The sequence below is a fragment of the Lewinellaceae bacterium genome, assembly GCA_020636135.1.
In the GTDB taxonomy this organism is placed as follows: Bacteria; Bacteroidota; Bacteroidia; order Chitinophagales; family Saprospiraceae; genus JAGQXC01.
This window is the reverse complement of the sequence record JACJYK010000001.1, coordinates 527,090-549,744: the sequence shown is the minus strand read 5'-3', so window position 1 is coordinate 549,744 and position 22,655 is coordinate 527,090. Positions and strand designations below refer to the sequence as shown.

Sequence of the window (22,655 nt, the reverse complement as noted above, 5' to 3'; positions counted from 1 at the left end):
CCTTGAATCATGGTATTCTACAATAAATTTCTATTTCATATTAGCCTGACAAGTTTCGTTCGCATGGTCCTGTTTTTTCTGATGATTTGTTCCGGTTTTCGCATAACCGGGCAGAATAGCCGGGACCTTCAACAACAATACCAGCTTCAGATAAAACGCAGTGCAGAAGCTATCCGCATTGATGGCGTACTCGATGAGCCGGCATGGCAGGTTGCGGACAAAGCGGATAATTTCTGGATGAGTTTTCCGGTGGACGACGAACGTGCTCCGAAAGACATCCAGACTGAAGTACAATTCACTTACGACGATCAATATCTGTACATTGGAGCCATCTGTTATGGCCCGGATGACTACATCATCAAGAGTCTGAAAAGGGATAATTTGGGTTTCTGGGAAGGTGATGCATTTTCCATCCTCCTGGATCCTGTCAACGAACGGACCAATGCCTTCAGCTTTGCAGTCAACCCGGCCAATGTCCAGTCCGATGCGCTGGTTAACGGACAGACCATGCGCCGTGGCACCGGTAATTTTAGCGGTATCAACGATGCCTGGGATAACAAGTGGTTTTCTGCGGTGCAGACAGCGACCGATCGCTGGACCGTTGAACTGGCGATACCATTTCGTATTCTGCGTTATAAAAGCAGCCAGACAACCTGGGGTCTGAATTTTGCACGTGGCGAACCCCGTTCCAACAGCTGGCATACCTGGTCACCGGTACCGGTCCAGTTCATTTCGATGGACCTTGGCTATACCGGAGCCCTGGTATGGGATCAGCCACCACCAGCCGTTAAGTCGAATATTTCAGTCATACCCTATGTTTCCGCCTCCAGTCATAACAATGTTGAAGAAGGTGAACCGACAACCACCAGCTTTAATGCCGGGGTGGATGCCAAGGTAGCCGTCACCTCCAGCCTTAATTTGGATCTAACGGTCAATCCGGACTTTTCTCAGGTCGAGGTAGACCAGCAAGTCACAAACCTCACCACTTTTGATGTGCTCTTTCCAGAACGGCGGCTGTTCTTCCTGGAAAACAGCGACTTATTTTCTGATTTTGGTATCCCTCCTATGCGGCCCTTTTTCTCCCGAAGGATCGGCCTCGATGAGGATGGAAATACCATTCCGATCCAGTACGGCCTCCGGCTGAGCGGCAATCTGAATAAGGACTTGCGGATTGGCTTGATGAATATGCAGACCAAGGGGATCAATGATCAACCGGGCAATAATTATACTTCGCTGGCACTCCACCGGCAGTTATTTAAGCGGTCTGTATTGCGGGGATACTTCCATAACCGTCAGGGGCATGCGAATAAGTCATTGTTAGCCGATGACTACAACCGGACGGTAGGCCTGGAGTTCAATTTTGTCACCCAGGATGGAAGCACCCGCGCTTTTGGTGGCTATGGCCTGTCGTTCTCAGATCATGTCCGGAGCCAGGATAATTCATTCTACAATGTAGGGGCCGGGTATGATAACCGCACTATAAGCGTCTATTCCAACCTGGCGGGTGTAGGCGACAATTATTACGCGGACCTCGGATTTATACCTACTCAGAATCATTACGATGCCGTGCGGGACACCACTTACCACCTGGGATTTAATCATTTATTTTCCCGGGCCAGCTATACGTATTATCCGGAAAATGAAGGAAAAATAATATCGCATACGTGGTTTTTGAACCATATGCGTGACTGGACCACCCGGGCATCGGAATTGATCCAAAACAGCGTCAGGGGAAGCTATAACATCAGCTGGAGGAACACCAGCATGTTTTTACTGGAATACAATCATCAGCTCAATCAATTACTTTATCCGTTCACATTTGCCGATGAGCCTCTCCCTGCCGGTAAATACCGTTACAATACGATCGGAGCCTCTTACTTCACCGACCAGAGAAAATTATTCTCTGCATTATTCGGTATTTCCACGGGAGGGTTTTACAACGGAAAACGACAGCAGTATAAATTGATGTTATCTTACCGGAAACAACCCTGGGGTAAGTTCGATTTAAGTTTTGAACAAAATAACATCCGGCTGCCGTCGAATTACGGTGACGTAAATTTATTATTGGTCGGACCGCGCATCGAAATTAATTTCTCCAATAATTTATCCTGGACCACTTTTCTGCAATACAATACCCAAGATGACAACTTCAATATCAACAGCCGCTTCCAGTGGCGCTATCAGCCCATGTCGGATATTTATCTGGTCTATACGGACAATTATGCCGTGGAATACTGGGGGCCAAAGAACCGGGCCGTGGTGTTGAAGATGAATTATTGGCTGAATATTTAAGAAGTAGCAGAGGTTATTGGGCATGGGGCATGGAGCGTGGGGCGTGGGGTATGGGGCATGGAGCATGGGGCATGGAGCATGGAGCATGGGGCATGGAGCATGGAGCATGGAGGATGGGGCATGGAGTGTGGGGAACGGAGCGTGGAGCATGGAGTATGGGGTATGGAGAAAAAATTCAGGACTTTAGTCCAGCTAAATTCAGGGTAACCGGCGCAGGAATATAAAATAATATGCATCCTGTTTTACCGTTATTGCAATAAATGGATAAATGAATTACCTGCTTAAATTCGGGCTAGCAACTATAATTTATATTTTTTTCGCAGTCGCTTTATTTGGCCAGTCGAAATACCATTCACTGAGCATTGGAACTGGTCCGGCGTTTACCGGCAGTGGTGATATCTGGGGAATACAGACTAGTGTATTTTATGAAAACCAATGAATAACCGTTGGGCCTGGAGTGCCGGATACCGAATAAACATTTTTAAAGCCCAGGAGCAATTTAATAATAAAACCATCCCATTTTACACAGACTATTGCCAGCAATTAGGGTCAAACCTGGTGTTTTTTCCCGTTAACAAAGCACGATTCAGCGTGGCTTTAACAGGTGGTATATTAGGACTTTGGTGGCATCGAAACTATGCCCGTGATCAAGAAATACATCATCCGGATGTGATCACGATCGGATATCAGGCAGGCCCGCGTTTCGATTGGATCAGTAATCAGTCCTGGATCTTATCTCTGTCCGCACTTGCACAAAATGATCTGGATGAAAATCCAATTGGCACCATCCAGTTTTCCTTCGGCAAACGATGGTGACCATGGCACCTTCTGTTAACTCATTACGGACTAGTGCTTACTCCTAAAGGAATAGCAGGGAATCCTTACCTTTGCGGCCGCTAATCGACAATGATCATGGGATTTCAGGAAGAAATCAAACGCCGACGCACCTTTGCCATCATCTCCCACCCCGACGCCGGGAAGACCACCCTGACGGAAAAGTTGCTCCTTTTCGGAGGAGCCATCCAGGTTGCCGGGGCCGTCAAATCCAATAAGATCAAACGCCACGCCACCTCCGACTTTATGGAGATCGAGAAACAGCGGGGTATCTCGGTGGCTACTTCGGTGATGGCCTTCGAATACGAAGATCTGCAGATCAACATCCTGGACACCCCCGGCCACCAGGATTTTGCTGAAGATACCTACCGTACCCTCACCGCGGTAGACAGCGTCATCGTGGTCATCGACGTCGCGAAAGGTGTCGAGACCCAGACCGAAAAACTGGTGGAGGTGTGCCGCATGCGCAACACGCCGGTCATTGTCTTTATCAACAAACTGGACCGCGAAGGGCTGGACGCCATCGACCTGCTCGACGAGATCGAAAGCAAGCTAGGATTGACCGTCACTCCGCTCTCCTGGCCGATCGGCATGGGACAGCGGTTTAAAGGAGTTTACAATCTCTATGAAAAAAAATTGTGTCTCTTCAGCCCGCACAGCAAACAGGAGGTGGATGAAACCATCACCATCACGGACCTGACCGATGGTCGGCTGGACAAGGAAGTAGGTCAGCGGCCGGCCGACGAGCTGCGCGAAGAATTAGAGACCGTGACCACGGTTTATCCGGATTTTGACGAAACCGTTTACCGCAAGGGCGAATTGTCTCCGGTATTTTTCGGCTCCGCCGTCAACAACTTCGGAGTCAAGGAATTGCTGGATTGCTTCATCCGCGTCGCCCCGCATCCGCAACCCCGTCATGCCGAAGAGCGCGATGTGGATCCATTTGAGAAAAAATTCAGCGGTTTTGTCTTTAAGATCCACGCCAACATCGATCCCCGGCACCGGGACCGCATTGCCTTCGTCCGCATCTGCTCCGGCACCTTCGAACGGAACACCAACTATTACAATGTACGTACCGGAAAGACCATGAAGTTTTCCAATCCCACCTCTTTCATGGCTGCCCGCAAGGAAGTCATCGATGAGGCCTTTCCCGGCGACATCGTCGGCCTCTACGATTCAGGCAACTTTAAGATCGGCGACACCCTGACGGAAGGCGAGATCCTCCACTTCAAAGGGATCCCGAGTTTCTCCCCCGAGCAGTTCCGCTACGTGAACAACGCCAATCCATTGAAATCCAAGCAGCTGGCCAAAGGCATCGAGCAGCTCATGGATGAAGGGGTAGCCCAGCTATTTACACGCGAAGACACCGGGCGACAAATCATCGGAACCGTGGGTTCGCTGCAGTTTGATGTGATCCAATACCGCCTGGAGCATGAATACGGGGCCAGCTGTCACTACGAGCCGGTTTCCCTGCACAAAGCCTGCTGGGTCTCCAGCACCAAACCTGAATCCATCCGTGAACTGATGCAAAAACGTAAAAAAGACCTGGCGCAAGACAAAGATGGCCGGCTGGTCTTTCTGGCGGAATCGGCCTGGATGCTGAGGATGGCCCAGGAGAACTTTCCAAATGTAGAATTCCACTTTACGAGTGAGCTATAACTTAAGAATGGTGAAGGTTGCGTGCTGAATGTTGAATGGGAGATAAATTAGAATCGAATCTTTCCTTTCATTCAACATTAAACTTTCAACCTGCAACATTCATAGGAAAAGGCATACCTTTGCAGGCCGAAAGAACAAGCAATTGAACGCAGTATGAGTGATCTTTTTAAGAACATAGTATCCCACAGTAAAGAATACGGTTTCATCTACCCATCCAGTGAAATTTACGATGGCCTCAGCGCGGTCTACGATTACGGAGTTTATGGCAGTGAACTAAAACAAGCCATCAAGGAATACTGGTGGAAAGCGATGGTCTATGCCCACGAAAACATCGTGGGGATTGATTCTGCCATCTTCATGCATCCCCGGATCTGGAAAGCTTCCGGCCACGTCGACGCCTTCAATGATCCCTTGATCGACAACAAAGACAGCAAAAAACGCTATCGGGCAGACGTTCTGCTGGAGGATTATATCGCCAAGATCCAGGGTAAACTGGATAAGGAGATCGAAAAAGCAAGGAAGCGTTTTGGCGATGGCTTTGATGAAAAGATGTACCGCGAGACCAATGACCGGGTGGTGGGCTACCAGAACCAGATCGACGAAGTCAATGATAAGATGAATGACTCCCTGCGGAAGAATGACCTGGTGGCACTGAAGGCGCTCATCGATGCCTGCGAGATCGCCGACCCGGAATCAGGATCACGCAACTGGACCGATGTACGTCAGTTCAATCTGATGTTCAATACCCAGCTGGGAAATATAGCCGGCGAAGAAGGGAAGCTCTATCTGCGTCCGGAAACCGCACAGGGAATATTTGTAAACTTTCTCAATGTTCAAAAAACCAGCCGGCAAAAAATACCTTTCGGAATCGCCCAGATCGGGAAAGCATTTCGCAATGAGATCGTAGCCCGGCAGTTTATCTTCCGGATGCGGGAGTTCGAGCAGATGGAAATGCAATATTTCATTCAGCCTGGTAGCGAACTGGATTGGTATGCTTACTGGAAAGAAAAGCGGATGAACTGGCACCTGGCACTGGGCACTTCACCGGATAAACTGCGTTTCCACGATCATGAGAATCTGGCACATTATGCCAATGCCGCGGTAGATATCCAGTTTGACTTCCCATTTGGTTTTAAAGAACTGGAAGGCATTCACTCCCGGACCGATTTCGATTTAGGCAGCCATCAGGAATTTTCGGGCAAAAAGATCACCTACTTTGATTCGGATCTGAATGAATCCTATGTGCCCTATGTCGTGGAGACCTCCATTGGCTGCGACCGCATGTTTCTGGCCATGATGAGCAATGCTTACACCGAGGAAACGGTGCCGGATGCAGATGGTAAAGATTCCACCCGTACCGTACTGAAATTACCACCGGCCCTGGCTCCGGTTAAATGCGCTATCCTGCCGCTCATAAGGACCGAATCCGGCCTTACCGAAACCGCCAGGAAGTTGTTTGATGACCTGAAGTTCTCGATGAACTGCCAGTACGATGAAAAAGACACCATCGGCCGTCGCTATCGTCGTCAGGATGCAGTGGGAACTCCTTACTGCGTAACCATTGACCACCAGACCCTGGAGGATCAGACCGTGACCATTCGTGAACGCGACACCATGTCCCAGGAACGGGTGCCGATCACCAAAGTGTCAGCCATCATCGCAGAAAAAGTCAGCCTGGAACCTATGCTGCGCAAATTGTAAATAAACGGATTACAGCCAACCTGTATGTAGGAGTCAAATCACCCGGGCTGCATGTCATCTGCCAGGGTGATCAAAATCGCACAGAGCATGCGTGACCGGCATGAAAAATGCCGTCTAATGCTCAACATGCCATGCTCCAAAGCGTTTATACAGTCCTACCGGACAACTTAAAAAGCAAATCGTATGTCAGAGCAAGCAAATCGACCCGGAGATATCCTTCTACCATCTTCTTCGGAAGACCTCAGGCAACTGATCGAACTGGGGTCGGCTGGTACAGCCACCTATGCGGTAGAAGATTTCTTCCGGCATCCGGAAAAAACCGGTTATGACCTATCACCTGACGGCAAATACATTGCCTATGCCGGCCCCTATCAACGGCGGCAAAACCTGTTCATCATCCCCACAGATGACCTGCAGGCTCCTGCCAAACAAATTACCTTTGAGACCGACCGTGATATTGCCGGCTTCTTATGGGCCAATAGCGAACGGCTGATCTATATCAAGGACACCGGCGGGGATGAAAACTACCAGTTGTATGGTGTGAATGTGGATGGCTCCCAGTCCAAAGCGCTGACGCCCTATCCGCAGGTGCGGGTTCAACTGATCGACGACCTGGAGGATGACGAGCAGTCGGTATTGATTGCGATGAACAAAAACAATCCCCAGCTTTTTGATCCTTACCGTATTGATGTCTATACCGGAGCATTGCATCAACTGGCCAGCAATGACAATCCGGCCGAACCCATCGATTCCTGGATCACCGACCATGATGGGAAGCTACGCATGGCCATGAAGATCATCGATGGCGTCAATAACTGCCTGATGTATCGTGACCAGGAGTCTGAGGCCTTTCGTGAAGTTGTCACCACCGACTTCCGGGACAGCATTGCTCCGCTGGCCTTTGATTTTGAGCACCCTCACCTGGTCTACGTATCTTCCAATCTCGGCCGGGACAAGTCGGTTGTCGTCGCCATGGACATGCATACCGGGCAGGAATCCGGGGATCCCATCTATAGCCACCCCAAGGTGGATGTATCTTCGCTGGGGTATTCCAAAAAACGGAAAAAGCTCACCGCAGTCACCTACATCACCGATAAGAAACACTATCATTTCCTCGACGAACAGCGGAGAAACCTGCAGCACGACCTGGAAAAATTATTACCGGGCAAGGAAGTGGGTATCGCTTCAACCAATAAGGCCGAAGACATCTACCTGGTCCGCACCCATTCCGACCGGTCGCTGGGAGCTTATTACATCTACCATCTCGAGGGAAAACGGCTGGATAAAATCAGCGATGTTAGTCCCTGGATCCGCGAGGAGGACATGTCGTCCATGATGCCCATCGAATATTCCAGCCGTGACGGACTGACCATCCATGGATATCTGACGCTGCCGAAAGATTCTGACGGCAAGGGCCTGCCGGTCGTCATCAATCCACACGGAGGCCCATGGGTCCGTGATGTGTGGGGCTACAATCCGGAAGTGCAACTGCTCGCCAGCAGACGCATCGGTGTTCTGCAGGTCAACTACCGGGGAAGTACGGGATACGGTAAAAAATTCTGGACGGCCGGATTTAAAGAATGGGGTTTCAAAATGCAGGACGATATCACCGACGGTGTCCACTGGTTGATCACACAAGGTATCGCAGACCCTAACCGCATAGGCATTTACGGCGGGAGTTACGGCGGATATGCAACGCTGGCAGGTGTCACCTTCACGCCGGAGCTTTATGCCTGTGCGATCGATTATGTAGGGGTGGCCAATTTGTTCACCTTCATGAAGACCATCCCCCCCTACTGGATGCCCTTCCTGCAAATGATGTACGAGATGGTAGGTGACCCGGAAAAAGATGAGGTACGCATGCATGCGGCAAGTCCGGTCTATCATGTGGACCGCATCCAGGCCCCGCTCCTGGTGATCCAGGGAGCCAATGATCCGCGCGTCAATATTGACGAGAGCGATCAGATTGTTAAATCATTGCGTGCCAGGAACATCGACGTTCCCTATTTGGTTAAGTACGACGAAGGTCACGGATTTCGCAATGAAGAAAACCGCTTTGAAGTGTATAAAGTCCTGTTAGGCTTTCTGAAAAAGCATTTGTTAGCACACTAGACTATGGAAAACACCCTTGAATTTCAACAAGTTGTACGGCAAATGGATGCCTATGGGCATGCCGGCACACCTTTCTTTTTCGTCTGGGATTTTGAAGGAAAGAAGCCTTTGCTGTTTCCTCTCTTCGCCATTGACCCGACGCAGATCCAGTTCATTTTCCCCAGCATGTCCAAGCCACTGCCCCAGCTTACTCCGCTGGAATACCTGGAATGGGAGATCGATCCCATCACGAAAGCCGATTACCAGAAGTTATTTCAGGTTGCACGCAAGGAGATGATGGCAGGTAACAGCCAACTTTTAAGCCTGACCTTGCCTACCCGTATTCATACCAATGCTACGCTGCTGGAGTTATTCCAGATCACTCAGGCACCTTACAAACTCTGGATCAAGGATACCTGCACTGTCTTTTCACCGGAAGCATTTGTCCGCATCAACCAGGATACCATCTCCACCTATCCCATGAAGGGAACGAAGACCCAGGCGGAATACAAACAACGTAATCTGTTGCTCGATGACCCGCGGGAAAACGCAGAGCACGCCACCATTGTGGATGTCTTGCATACCGACCTCAGCCGCATCGCGGACGATGTAGAGTTGGTAAAGTACCGCTATGTGGACCAGGTTAATACGGCTAAAGGCCAACTACTTCAGACCTCCTCGGTGATCCAGGGGCAGATTAAAGAATCCTTCAAGCGTTCTTACGGGACCATCCTCTCCCAGATCTTTCCTCCCGGATCGGTGTCCGGGTCGCCAAAAGACAAGTCCATCCGCATCATACGCCGCATCGAAGGGCAACCGCGGGGTTACTATACCGGCATTATGGGCTATTTCGACGGTTTACAGATGGACAGCGCCGTGCTCATCCGCTTTGTAGAACAGACACCGGAAGGTTATTTCTTCCGCAGTGGTGCCGGCATTACCATGCAAAGCGATTGGCTGACGGAATACCACGAGATGCTTGCGAAATGCCAATTACCCCTGGCACGGGAGCACAGGCATTTGATGCAGAGAGTGATGGTATAAAGGCTTAGGGTGAAAGGTGAAAGGTGAAAGGTTAAAGGGTAACGGGTAATGGGTAATGGGTAAAGGCTGAATGGGTTGCAATCTTGCCATAGCATCATCCGTAGCTACTGCCTAAACCAGCTGACCATAGCTTTCTACAGACTTGACGGCAGCAGCAAATCCAGGCTGGTATAGTTGATGTTGAAACGGTTGCTCAGGTACTGGTTGGTGAGGCATCCCTTGTAGAGGTAGACGCCATGGCGCAATCCGTAATGGTTGTACAGGAGGTGTTCGATGCTCATAGACAGGCCTACCTTAAGCAGTAAAGGAGTGAGAATATTGCTGATGGCTACCGAAGCAGTACGCGCCACTTTGGACGCAATGTTAGGCACACAATAGTGGATGACGCCATACTTGACAAAGGTGGGTTTCTCCAACGTCGTAATTTCTGAAGTCTCAAAGCAGCCGCCCTGATCGATGGATACGTCAATGATCACAGAACCTGATTTCATTTTGGCGACCATCTCTTCGGTGACCACCATGGGCGTACGCCCAGAACCCGAATGGATCGCGCCAATCACCACATCCGCACTGAGCAATTGGTATCCCAGGTAAACCGGATTGATCGAGGAGGTGTGCAAGGCATGCCCTACATGATTCTGCAATCGCATCAGCTTGTAAACGTTGTCGTCAAAGATGCGGACTGAAGCACCCAGTGCCAGCGCGGCTTTGGTGGCGAATTCGCCGACGACGCCGGCACCCAGGATCACCACTTTAGCGGGAGGCACACCGGCGATGCCGCCGAGCAATACACCCCGGCCGCCGCCGGTATTGGATAATAATTCGGCCGCCGTATGGATCGCACTGTATCCGGCCAGTTCGCTCATGATGCGCACCACCGGATAAGAGCCGTCATCGGCCTGGAGGTATTCCATTGCGATGGCGATCACGCGCTTGTTCTTCAGTTTTTGGATGAAGGATTCGGTGATGATCGGGATCTGCAGAGGTGAAATGATGATCTGCCCCGGGTGGAAATATTCGCTTTCTTCCTCTTTCGGCGGTGATGTCTTGAGGATGATCTGCGCTTTGTAGACTTCTTCGGTGGAGAAGACGATTTCCGCACCGGCTTCCGAATAATCCTGGTCGGTAAAATTGGATTTGAGCCCTGCGCCGCTTTCCACCACGATGCGATGGCCCTGGCCGGTCAGTGATTTGACCGAATTAGGGACCAGTGCGATGCGATTTTCATTGATGTTTTGCTCTACCGGGATGCCAATAAAGAGCTTATGTGGCTGCTTGACCAAGGCCAGGGTCTCTTCCTGATAATGGAATTCAGGGCTCTTGCGGCTTTGGATACCTTCACCTGAAGAAAACTCATGTATCGCCATAGCATTGCAGGGTTTACAATCGAGTATGAAGATAAGAGAAATGTTGGAGGTATCTTTGTACATGGCCAAGACTTATACCATTTGCTCGGTCGAAGCAATGCATGCGCTGCCGGCGCAGCTGATCCGGGACTATCCCGGCAGCCTGGTGTGGCTGCTGAGCGGTGACTTAGGTGCCGGAAAGACTACCCTGGTGCAGGGCCTGGCTCAGACGCTGCAAGCGTCCGATCTGGTCACCAGCCCAACCTTTTCCATCGTACAGCCTTACCTGCTGCCCGAAGATCACTGGCTGTATCATCTGGATCTCTACCGCTTAAAGTCCATCGGGGAAGCCCAGGAAATTGGCATCGAGGACTACCTGGACAGCGGAGAATGGTGCATTATCGAGTGGCCCGGACTGATCGAACCGCTCTGGCTGTCAGGCTACCTTAAAATAGAGATCCGCATCCGCGAGGATGGCTGCCGCGACGTGGTTGCCCAGCTACTGGAAAAGGAATAAAAGTAGGTACGGACGAGAATCAATTAGCCCGGTTTCAGCAGAAATAACCACTAAATATCCAGATACCTCAGCCTTTGTGTGAACCTGGTGACGGGTCCTCTCGTTATTAATCTTTTTCATCTATAAAACCAATTCAAAAAGAGGCCTTTAAGGTCTTGAATTCCTGGTATAGGAGGCTTTTTTTGCATATCTTTGCACGTCTTAAAAATGTGAATCACCTATGAGTGAAAAACCATCAAATTACGGTGCCGATAATATTCAGGCGCTGGAGGGATTGGAAGCCGTCAGGAAGCGGCCGGGGATGTATATTGGCAGCACCGATACCAAAGGTTTGCATCACCTGGTATGGGAAGTGGTCGATAACTCGATCGACGAGCACCTGGCCGGATATGCTACGAACATCACGGTCCATGTTCATAAAGACAACTCCATCACGGTGATCGACGATGGCCGCGGTATTCCGACCGGTATCCAGGCAAAGCTGAAAAAGTCCGCGCTGGAGGTGGTGATGACGGTATTGCATGCCGGCGGTAAATTTGATAAAGACACCTATAAGGTTTCCGGAGGCCTTCACGGCGTCGGGGTATCCTGTGTCAATGCATTGTCCAAATACCTGCGTGCGGAAGTTCATCGTGAAGGGAAGGTATTTGTCCAGGAATATGCCCAGGGCAAGCCGCTGGCAGAAGTTCAAACCATCGGAGATGCCGAGGATACAGGAACTACAATCACCTTCTCGCCGGACCCGGTCATCTTCGAAACTGTGGAATACAAATACGATACCCTGGCCACGCGTCTTCGCGAACTGGCTTACCTGAATAAAGGCCTGTATCTGACCCTGATCGATGAGCGCGAAGAAGAGGACGGGGATTTTAAGCGGGAAATATTCCACAGTGAAGGAGGATTGGTTGAATTTGTGAAATTCCTTGATGAATCCAAAACTCCCCTGATCGAGAACCCGATCTATGTCACAGCCAAGAAAGACGATGTCGAAGTAGAAGTAGCCATGCAATACAACACTTCGTATGCAGAAAACATCGTTTCATTTGTCAATAACATCCACACCCGGGAAGGAGGTACGCACGTAAGTGGTTTCCGCCGGGCCGTCACCAGAATATTCAAGAAATACGGCGAGGACAACAACCTGTTTGGTAAGACCAAAGTCAATATTGCCGGTGATGACTTCAAGGAAGGATTGACCGCCATCATTTCGGTCAAAGTTCCGGAACCACAGTTCAAAGGTCAGACCAAGGGCGAACTGGGTAACTCCGAGGTGCTGGGTATCGTATCCCAGTGTGTGGGTGATGTACTCAACTATTACCTGGAGGAGAACCCCAAGGATGCCAAACGCATCATTGATAAGGTCATCCTGGCGGCCACAGCCAGAGAAGCTGCGCGTAAAGCCCGTGAAATGGTCCAGCGCAAGAACGTATTAACCGGTGGTGGACTGCCCGGCAAACTGGCTGACTGCTCCAGCAAAGATCCCAGCCACAGTGAGTTGTTCCTGGTGGAAGGAGACTCCGCAGGTGGTACCGCCAAATCCGGCCGCGACCGGAATTTCCAGGCCATACTTCCTCTGCGGGGTAAGATCCTCAATGTGGAAAAGGCGCTGGAACACAAGATCTATGACAATGAAGAGATCAAAAATATCTTCACGGCATTAGGGGTATCCATCGAAGAAGGGGAGGACGGTGAACGTATCCTGAACCTGCATAAGTTGCGCTACCATAAGATCGTGATCATGTGCGACGCCGACGTAGATGGCAGTCACATCGTGACCCTGATCCTGACTTTCTTCTTCCGCTACATGCGACCCCTGATCGATGAAGGCCATTTGTACATCGCATCTCCCCCACTCTACCAGGTACGGAAAGGCAAACAATATCAGTACTGCTGGAATGATGAGGAACGGAAAGCAGCTGTCGATGTCTACTCCGGTGGTAAATCGGACAGCAGCATTAAAATTCAGCGATACAAAGGTCTGGGTGAGATGAATGCCGAGCAGCTATGGGAAACCACCATGGATCCGGAGACCCGGCAGTTGAAGCAGGTGACGGTGGATGAGTCGGCAGAAGCGGACCGTATCTTCTCCATGCTTATGGGCGACGAGGTTCCACCACGCCGTGCCTTTATCGAGGCTAATGCCAAATACGCTAAAGTCGACGCGTAACCTCTCCAGAAAATTAAAATCAATACCCAAAAAAGAAAGCCACGCTAGCATTCTAGCGTGGCTTTTTGGGATTGAAAAGATCCCAATCGATTCGTGGATTGGGATACTACTGATATTGGTTTGATTCAAATATTGAATCCATTGTTATTGCAAGCGGATCATCTTTTTGATCGTCGTTCGATTGGAAGATTCCACCTGATAGTAAAGGATACCTGCCTGAGGCAACCCTTCGCCACTGACTTCAACTTCATGATAGCCAGCCACAAAGGCATTCCGGTATATTTTGATTGTCCGGCCATGCTGGTCCATGATCCGGATGATTACTTGATCCGCTGCCGGCAATTCAAAGCCAATCCAGGTCTTCTCATTGAATGGGTTCGGGTGGTTCTGATAGACTGTCATTTGTTCATGACGGATCACCTCCTGATCATTCAGGAACTGCAGGTCAACACCCAATATCTCGTCTGTGCCCCGGTAGGCTTCCGCTGGAGTCTTGCTGGACAGGATATGTAAAGCATTACTCAAACGGATCGTATCCGTGGCTTGTACCCTCAGGGTAAACAGTGGCTGATCGGATGCAATGGTATCGCTTTCCGGGTGATCCCAACTCATCGTGATCAAGCCATCCGATGCCCAACGTAACCCGACATTTCCATCTTCCAAAGGCAGTGTGCCCGGAATTACTTCCAGGAACTTCAAATTAGTGAGACCCAATGTCCATTGCCAGCCGGTAATGTTTTGATAATCCAGACCATACAACGGAATATCGACCGTATCCCCGGGTGAGGCAAAACGATCTTCTACTTGTAATAGCAGGTTCTCATTGCTGCGTACTTCAGGCCTTGCCAAACCATTCGGTAACACCGAAGCATTAAGGTCACCGATCTTAATACCAATGAAATCATGCTGGATGGAATCAGGCACTGGAGGCAATATATCGACCGTTTCCGGGAAACTCCAGGGCTTATTAACATCCGGGAAGGAATAGTTCTTGGGTATAAACCGCCAACTTGTGTTGTGCGGGAACGAATCGAGAACGCCCAGTATCAATTTACGCAATTCTACCAAATCCAATACATTAATGGTCTGGGAATTATTGATATCCGCCGCAATGTATTGGTAAGGGTTGGTAAATGGCTCCATACCCAGGATGTGCTTGTGAATTTGTACCAGATCCAGCGTCGAAACCCCGTTTAATGGATCATGATTACGGTGTGGCCGGATGGTATACCAGACACCTGGTTTCAGATCTTGGATGTCGTAATCACCATTGATATCGGTGGTATCGCTCAGGAACGTTTGCATAGCCTTTACGTCAACCTGATCGATGCCTTCACCGGACAGGGTATGGATATTCCCCTGTACCATAAAATCAGTATTTACATCCGCGCAGGCATTGCCAGAATTATCCTGTATTTTCAGACGGATCGTACAATAGTTCGCGTTGTTATTGCCATCCAGCACCCACATTTCCAGCTCAGGCAGTGCCTCTTTACCATTCGGAATATCCAGACAAGTAAACGTTCTCTCCGGCGTCTGTCCATCAGCCGTGAAGCTGAACCGCAGGGCATCCTGAGGCGTGCAGTTATCGTAACTTCCTGCATTAAAGGTTGAAGCAGGAACCACGATTTGTCCGGTAGTATCCATGACCACCGTAACGATTTCTTCAAAGCAATAGGGCACTGGTGGCTTACAATCCCGTATCACAATCTGAAGGATACCCGTATCTGCATTGCCGCACAGGTCTTCCACTTTCATCTCAACGTGAATCGTCCCATAGGGTAACCGGTCACTTAGGACATTTCCTGCCCCGGTATGGATCTCTCCTGGAACATCCACAGGCCACCACCGGTAGGTATAGCGCAATACATCAGTGGAGGTACAGTTGTCTATAGCCTGGCCAAGGACAATGCTGCTGGTATCGGGTTCACAATCAGCCCAATACGTACAGATGGTGGTATCCGCGCTCATGGTAAGTACCGGAGCGGTGCGGTCGTCAACCCGGATGATCTGGATGTATTCCATATACCCGTCGCCATTATCCTTGAGATTACGGTAAATGCAGGGACGTACGGATCCGGCAACCTTGCGGTCGTCTACGATGATTTCGGGATGGCTGGAGGCAAGATCGCCCTTGAATACACACCAGTTAATCAATTTCCAGGTCCGCTTGATCTGATAGCATGCACTGCCGTCCAATTGAATCCGTTCATCCTGGTAAGAGATGCCAATTTGTTCGCATTCATCATCGGTAATGTAGGGCACACCGGCTCCTTCTGCGGATGCATCCAATGATATCTGGTCTGTACACACAACGGTGGTATCGGCCGGGAATACTACCTCAAAGTCACTTCTGGCTAAGACATGGATTGTTTGGTGCGCTTCCGTGACATTACCACAACCATCCGTTACTTTCCAGGTCCGCACAACCGATCCAATGCCACAATCGTTGAGTTGGTTCTGTTCCTGATAGTCGATGATCAGCTCTTCCTGTGGTGTGCAGGCATCAGAGATTGCTGGTTGACCGGACCTCCAGTCGGTAGCCGGGCTAAGATCAAATTTGTCCAGTTCCAACCATAATTTGCAGTACCAGGGCTGCCAGCTACTGGAATACCAGTCGTTATTACAGGGTTGATCGTAAGGCAGGCTGCCGGCATAATAACCCATTTTTTCTCCATCCCAGGGCACTGTTACACAGCAGCTTCCGCCGATGATATCCTGGTACCATCCGGAAGAGCTACAAGCGCCAGTGGTCAGATGATCTGCTTCGGTACAAACATTCCAGGCGTGACCTGGATCGGTCAACACATATCCTCCTTTTTCGTTTAATTGGACCAGACCGGGAACTCCATCGCAATACAGGGTCACATCGGCAGGTGCTTCCACGACCGGCGGCACTTTATCGTCTTTGTAGAGCTGGATCATGCAATCGGAATACAAATGCTGGAACCAGCGTCGCGTACTGCTTAACCCATAATCGCCGATTTCCGGATATTGCCATTGGATGTACTGCCATTGAGCCTGTTCCTGTATCGGATAGGTACAGCATAGTGCATTCTGATATGATGTTCCATGCTCGTGTTTAGGCTCGTAACACGCGGTAGCCCACGATTCCTGACACAAATCCAGAACCGGCACCTGATCGGTATCTACTTCATCGTAATGCAATCTGAAATAGCAGGCATAATCATCATACAGATTCCAGCAGAACCAGGCATGCTCATTACCAAAGAAGAGGTGGGAATCCCTGACGGGCAGGTCGCAGGCTTCATAGACCCTTAGCACCAGCTGGTCGGCGCCACAGTTCCGGCTGTCCACGTAATCGTTAAAGACATAACAATCAATCCAGTGGTCTATCAACGCGTTGCGTTCTGCTGCCTCCAGTTCCGGACGGCATGTTTCCAATTGCCCGGTCCAGTACTTGGTCCAATAGTCAATATCGTCCATGGAAGCAACCGCAAAGTGCAATTTTTCACAACACCCATCATAGCTACCGTCATCCAGGTCACGGGCATAAATACGTGCAACACAGCTATCCGGACCCAGCGTTACCTGTGTGATCTCGTCACATACGGCTACCGGCGGCTGGTCATCCACGACCCATACCGTTTGGATGTATTCGCGCTGATTCCAGCAGGCATCACTTATGAGGTAGTGTAAAAGGTATTTTCCGGCCGGCAGGTAAAGGTATTCCGTTTGACCGGCCAGATCCCCGGCATAGCTGATCTGCTGCCCTTCCTGATCGAGCACCAATTCATAGCGAATGGAATAGCTCAGGTCATCCGGCAGATATGGGAATGTACAATTTTCGATGATTTTAGGGACGGCAACAGGCACACGTGCTTTACAGCCATGGGTCTCAACTGGTATAGTAATCGAAGAGGCTAATTCAAGGGCAGGTCCGGTCGTATCTACGATCGATATACGCTGGACACAGGAGCGCTCTTCACCAGTACACCAGTCCTTGATGATCCAGGTACGGCGGATCATATAACCCGGATTACATAATGGGATGATCTCATCCTGGTAATCCACTATCAGGTTGCAAGCTTTATCCCGGAATTGCAAATAAACGGTATCTCCCTGTACGATCACGAATGGAACCGGCACCAGACCGGTGACTTTGCCGTTCTCCACGAGCGGCTTGGGATGAGGATAGCCCCGGGCATCCAGCGTAACCAGATTGGTATCCAGCAAGCGATTTTGTCCGTCAAGGTCAGGCAGACATCCATTCAATACCGTATCTACAGGACAGACCAGGCTGTCGAGGTTTTCTTTTCGGATATAAATGTTCTGAACGCACTCCGTGTAATTATTCCAAGGATCATTGACCAGTAGCCTCCGGCGTAATACACCCATGAACCTGGGATCATCACAACCATAATCGGTCCATTGCTCATCCATCACACGCAGGCGGTATACGAAGGTACATCCCTGAGGTGCATCCGGTACCGGCGGAATCGGATCAAGGCAACTGATGGTATCATCCACACAGGTAAAAGCAGGTGGATAGGATTGCTCTACTTTCAGATCGCCCCAGCAGCGGTTTCCGGTGAGGGTATCAATGATGGTATAGGTTAATCTCTGGCCAACATGGGAGTCATTGACTGTATTTCCAATGGCATTTCCACTCGCATCGTAAATAATGACTTTATAAGGGTTATAGCAGGAGAGTACTTCCCACGCCAGTACATCAGCTGGTTCCACGACCCGCTGACAATCTGAGGCGAGTGAAACTTTGACCTGGTCCTGACACGAGAGTGGAATACCATCCGGTGGGCAAGGACATGATACCCTGACCAAGGTCGTACAAGTTCCTACATTTCCAAAACGATCTACCACATACAGAGTGACCTGGCGTTCAACATCCTGGCCGTAGAAAAACCCACAGCTAAGTACATCCGGGACCACGTACATGGTGTCTATACCACAGTTGTCGGTACTGCCATCATCCAATGAGTCGGCAACCAGGTGAGCCAATCCATCTTCCCCGGCCATGATGCTGAATTCAACCCGGCAATTGGCCACGGGTGGGATCACATCCTCCAGGCTGACAGCATGGTCACAGGTGCTGGTATTGCCACAAGCATCGGCTATCTGATAAATCCGGTGAAGAACAATCACCCGCCCTACAGTATCCATGTAGGAATTCAGATACATGAATGAAGCGGTATCCAGCTCACAGTTATCCGTGATCACACCTCCGGAATCAATAAAGGTTTGATAGTTAGCAAATATGGGGACTTCAGTGAAGTTGCAATTCGCATTACTGGTTGCAGGACAGGACATGCCGGGAGGCACGGTGTCGATGACCTGAATGATCTGAACGCCACCCGTCCGGTTACCACACTGGTCTTCAACAATCCAGGTTCTTTCGATCTGATATTCGGAATTGCAGCTGCCGGGCGTGACCGTATCTGTATAGGACAATACAAACATGCTGCAATTATCTTCAGCAATCGGATCTCCCAGGTTGGCCGGGCTGGTATCCTGATCACAAAGAATGATGGTATCACGGGGTATCACAATACTGGGTGCCAGCGTATCAATGACACTGAATATGGCCAGGGTACTATCCTGATTGCCGCATTCGTCCGCCACATAAAATACCACCGCATAGGTCGGCAACATCGTACAATCTTCTACGGTATCGGTCACCCGCGACGTCCAGGTCAGATTATCCATCGAACAGGCATCCGTGGCGAGAGCTCCGCCATGATCATTCATCCACCTGGCAAATACAATATTGATATCCACCGAATCACACGTAATGGCAGTATCCTGTGCCTCGCGAATGATCACTGGTGGCAGGGTATCTATAATGATAAAGGAAGCCAAAGCAGAATCCCTGTTGCCGCAAACATCCGACACCACAAATTTCACCTGCCTTGCCCTGCCGGCGACACAGTCATTTGTTCTTGACACCGTCATAGTATCCCAGCTCACACTACTGCAAACATCGGCTGCCTGCATGCCTGCATGTTGATCGATCCAATTGCCAAATCCGGCCTGGTTGCCCATACCGTCACACTCAAAGAGCGTATCCCGGGGTAGCACGGTGATCTCAGGTGGAGTTGTATCCTGTATAATGAACCGGGCAACCACAGAACTGCTATTGCCACAACTATCCATTGCAATAAAGCGAACGCTGTCCACCCGGGTAGCCCCGCATCCATATGTAGTAGAAACCGTAGTTGTATCCCAGATCACCCCACTGCAATTATCGGTGGCAACGGCCCTGCCATGTTGACTGATCCAATCGGCATAGGCAAGGAGGTTACCTGCTCCATCGCAGTCAACCAAGGTATCGCGGGCACCGCTCAATACCGGAGCCAGTGTATCGTGGAACCACAACCAGTTGGTGTAGTATCTGGTATTCCCACAGAGATCCATAGCGGTGTACACCCGTCTGATCAATTGCTCACCCGGGCATGGTGGTGCAAGCGTTGAATCTACAAATGAAACACTGACGGATCCACAGGCATCCGTACCGGCCGGCAAGGTCACTGGCAGCGGATCGGTGCAGGCAAAATCTATGGTATCGCCGTCCTGGAGTGACGGTATTTCCGGAGGTATACTGTCCTTCACGTGAACACGCTGGACGGTTGAATCCACATTACCACAGGCATCCGAATACGTCCATACATGATAGACATAATAATCACAGTCCGAACCTACAGTTCTCGTTACCGGCAAGATAACCTGGTTACCACTGCAGGCGTCTGAAACCGGTAATGGTCCTGCAATCGGAGCATCAAGCGGGCAGCCGACCAGGGTATCCCTCATGATAATCAGTGGTTGTGGCGGAGTGGTATCAATGACCTGGATGGTCTGAATACACGAGTCAATATTGCCACAATTGTCTTCTGCAAACCAGGTTCGTACCAGCGTGTAAACTCCGGGACACCCTCCCGCGGTTATATTATTCCGGTAAAAGATATTTAAGCCAAGATTGCATCCATCATCCGCAATCGCAGTACCTGAACTGGAAGGCATTGTATCCGCCGGGCAATCCAGGATGGTATCGGCAGGACATATAATAACAGGTGGAATGGTGTCATGTACCCGTATGACCTGAACCTGGCTTGAACTATTTCCACAAACATCGACAGCTGTCCATAATCTATTGACGGTAAAGTCGCTGGCACAAACACCACTGATCACATTGTCTGAATACGTAACCGAAGGTATGGTATCACAAAGGTCGGAAGCAATGGCATAACCGGTCACGGAAGCCGCGGTGTCTATGGGGCAAATCAGGATCGTATCCGGCGGAATGTGTAACATTGGCGCGGTTGTATCAACCACCTCGATGATCTGCCAGCAGGTATCACTATTACCACAAGCATCGGTAACCGTCCAGATGCGACGCAGCACATAAGCATTCGCGCAACTTTGGCTAATGGTAAGATCTGCATAGGTGGCAATGGGGTTTCCATCACAATTATCCGAATATACCGGATATCCGGTCTGTCCGGGATCGGGGTTGCTGGCACAATCAATAACCGTATCCCCCGGGCAGGTGACCACAGGAGCAGTCGTATCTACCACGCGAATATTCTGAATACAGGTAGCGGAATTGTTACACACATCGGTGGCGCGCCAGGTGCGCTGAAGGGTATAGGTATTGGCACAGGTTGTACTGATGGTTTGATCGGAGAATGCTATTACCGGTGATTGTAAACAATTGTCCGTCGCCGTGGCAGCTCCGGTTAATGTAGTATCGGTGCCCAATGCACAATCCACCGTGATTGCGACGGGACAGGTAATCACCGGTGCAATCTGGTCATTGACGGTGATCACCTGGGTGCAACTTCTGGAATTGCCACAATCATCGGTTGCTACCCAGGTCCTCAATGCAGTAAACCGGTTGGCACAGGTACTGTTTTGAATGCCATCTGAGTAGGTAATCAACGGATTTGGGTCACATACGTCGGTAACCGTAGGAAGACCGCTTGTTGTAGGTATGGTATCTGAACTACAAGAAACTGTCACCGCAACAGGGCAACTGATGAGTGGTGCAGATGTATCCCGGATGAACAGGAATTGATCGCAAACGGAACTATTACCACAAGCATCGACCGCCATCCATCTTCTGCGCAGGTTATAATTATTGGTACAACTTCCGTTAAAAATGGCGTCCAGGTGGGTAATCATAATGGTTCCACTACAATTATCCCTTGCAGTAGCTGTTCCGCGTATAACCGCGGATGTATCATCTTCACAGGATAAAGTCACATTTGCCGGACAAGTTATGACTGGGCTGGTCTGGTCTACAATGGTTAATATTTGCCTGCAGGTTCTACTGTTACCACAGGCATCCGTTGCCCGCCAGGTCCTGACCAATGTTCCTTGCTGAGGACAACTCCCCAGGGTCAATGTATCGGCATAGGTAATAAGCGGATTGGGGTCACAGGCATCGGTGGCCGTGGCATATCCTGTCGAATCCGGAATGATCGATGCAGAACAATCCAATGTCAGATTGGCCGGGCAGGTGATCGTAGGTGCATAACGGTCGCGGATCATCAAGCGCTGGGTACAAGAACCTATATTCCCGCAGGCATCACGGGCGCTCCAGATACGCAGAATAGTATAAGCGTTGGTACAGCTACCTGGAACTATGCTGTCGCGGTAGGAGATCACTGGATTTGGGTTGCAACCATCGATGGCAGTAGCCACGCCGGTTGCTCCCACATCCGTCCGGGCATCACAATCCAATAATAGATCCTGTGGACATGACACGACCGGCGGTGTGATGTCGCGCACATCAATGGTTTGACGGCATACGGAAGAATTTCCACAGGCATCGGTAGCAGTCCAATACCGGTGTAACCTGAAAGTATTGGGGCAGGATCCAGGAATAACACTATCCCGGTGCGTAATGAGTGGAACAGTACTACAAAGATCAAATGCCGTTGGAAGTCCGGTGTTGACTACTGACGTATCTGCGGGACAGTTAAACTGGAGATTCTGAGGACAATCTATGACCGGAGGTGTTGTGTCT

Annotated in this window: 11 protein-coding genes (1 of these 11 cut by a window edge); 9 read left to right on the top strand and 2 right to left on the bottom strand. The window is 50.1% G+C overall.

Annotated features, from left to right (window positions below; all coding sequences use genetic code 11):
• Positions 1–63 precede the first annotated feature (63 nt).
• The 7 genes from H6570_02045 to H6570_02015 all read left to right on the top strand — a co-directional run bounded on the left by H6570_02045 (position 64) and on the right by H6570_02015 (position 9,621).
• Positions 64–2,292, top strand: a complete 2,229-nt coding sequence (locus H6570_02045; protein ID MCB9318034.1) for a carbohydrate binding family 9 domain-containing protein — start codon at positions 64–66, stop codon at positions 2,290–2,292.
• A 29-nt stretch (positions 2,293–2,321) separates the two neighbouring features.
• Positions 2,322–2,516: a hypothetical protein gene (locus H6570_02040; protein ID MCB9318033.1), complete on the top strand. Its 195-nt coding sequence runs from the start codon at positions 2,322–2,324 to the stop codon at positions 2,514–2,516.
• Positions 2,517–2,727: 211 nt separating this feature from the next.
• On the top strand, positions 2,728–3,108 hold the full coding sequence (locus H6570_02035) for a hypothetical protein (GenBank protein ID MCB9318032.1): 381 nt from the start codon (positions 2,728–2,730) through the stop codon (positions 3,106–3,108).
• Between the two features lie 96 nt (positions 3,109–3,204).
• Positions 3,205–4,785, top strand: a complete 1,581-nt coding sequence (locus H6570_02030; GenBank protein ID MCB9318031.1) for a peptide chain release factor 3 — start codon at positions 3,205–3,207, stop codon at positions 4,783–4,785.
• A gap of 153 nt (positions 4,786–4,938) precedes the next feature.
• Complete coding sequence (locus tag H6570_02025; protein ID MCB9318030.1) at positions 4,939–6,486, top strand: glycine--tRNA ligase; 1,548 nt, start codon at positions 4,939–4,941, stop codon at positions 6,484–6,486.
• Positions 6,487–6,669: 183 nt separating this feature from the next.
• A complete protein-coding gene (locus H6570_02020; protein ID MCB9318029.1) occupies positions 6,670–8,598 on the top strand; it encodes a S9 family peptidase in 1,929 nt (642 codons plus the stop codon).
• A 3-nt stretch (positions 8,599–8,601) separates the two neighbouring features.
• Complete coding sequence (locus H6570_02015; protein ID MCB9318028.1) at positions 8,602–9,621, top strand: aminodeoxychorismate synthase component I; 1,020 nt, start codon at positions 8,602–8,604, stop codon at positions 9,619–9,621.
• Between the two features lie 134 nt (positions 9,622–9,755).
• Here H6570_02015 and H6570_02010 read toward each other — a convergent pair whose 3' ends face one another.
• Complete coding sequence (locus H6570_02010; protein ID MCB9318027.1) at positions 9,756–10,988, bottom strand: alanine dehydrogenase; 1,233 nt, start codon at positions 10,986–10,988, stop codon at positions 9,756–9,758.
• Positions 10,989–11,085: 97 nt separating this feature from the next.
• On the opposite strand from H6570_02010, the gene tsaE reads away from it, so the two are divergent.
• Complete coding sequence (tsaE, locus tag H6570_02005; protein MCB9318026.1) at positions 11,086–11,484, top strand: tRNA (adenosine(37)-N6)-threonylcarbamoyltransferase complex ATPase subunit type 1 TsaE; 399 nt, start codon at positions 11,086–11,088, stop codon at positions 11,482–11,484.
• A 220-nt stretch (positions 11,485–11,704) separates the two neighbouring features.
• A complete protein-coding gene (gyrB, locus tag H6570_02000) occupies positions 11,705–13,651 on the top strand; it encodes a DNA topoisomerase (ATP-hydrolyzing) subunit B (GenBank protein MCB9318025.1) in 1,947 nt (648 codons plus the stop codon).
• Between the two features lie 144 nt (positions 13,652–13,795).
• On the opposite strand, the gene H6570_01995 is transcribed toward gyrB, so the two are convergent.
• Positions 13,796–22,655, bottom strand: the 3' end of a protein-coding gene (locus H6570_01995; protein ID MCB9318024.1) for a hypothetical protein. Its footprint extends 18,749 nt past the window's final position; 8,860 of the gene's 27,609 nt are visible here — the last part of the coding sequence; its start codon lies off the right edge, out of view; its stop codon occupies positions 13,796–13,798.